General features: G+C 42.3%; 1 protein-coding gene. It reads left to right on the plus strand.

The annotated features are described in order from the left end of the window. Positions 1–241 (plus strand): BON domain-containing protein (locus tag MTCD1_RS20150; protein ID WP_143760227.1); only part of this gene is annotated, 241 nt, incomplete at both ends.

A 241-nucleotide genomic window follows, 5' to 3' on the forward strand; every position in this document is an offset into this window, starting at 1 on the left:
ATAATAATCTGCATATTCTCACCAACAACAGCAAAGTGCTATTGTCGGGTCAGGTAAGAAGCACCACAGAGCGTAATAAAATCGTCGCTATTGCCGCAGAAACTGCATCGGTACAGCTGGTGTATAACCAGATCCGCTTAGGTCCACCAATCTCATTTGAGCGTGCCAGTAAAGATACTTGGTTAACCACCAAAGTAAAAACCAGCATTCTCAATTTAAAAGGTATTGAACCACTCAGCAT

This window comes from Colwellia marinimaniae, from assembly GCF_002207865.1.
Classification (GTDB): Bacteria; Pseudomonadota; Gammaproteobacteria; order Enterobacterales; family Alteromonadaceae; genus Colwellia; species Colwellia marinimaniae.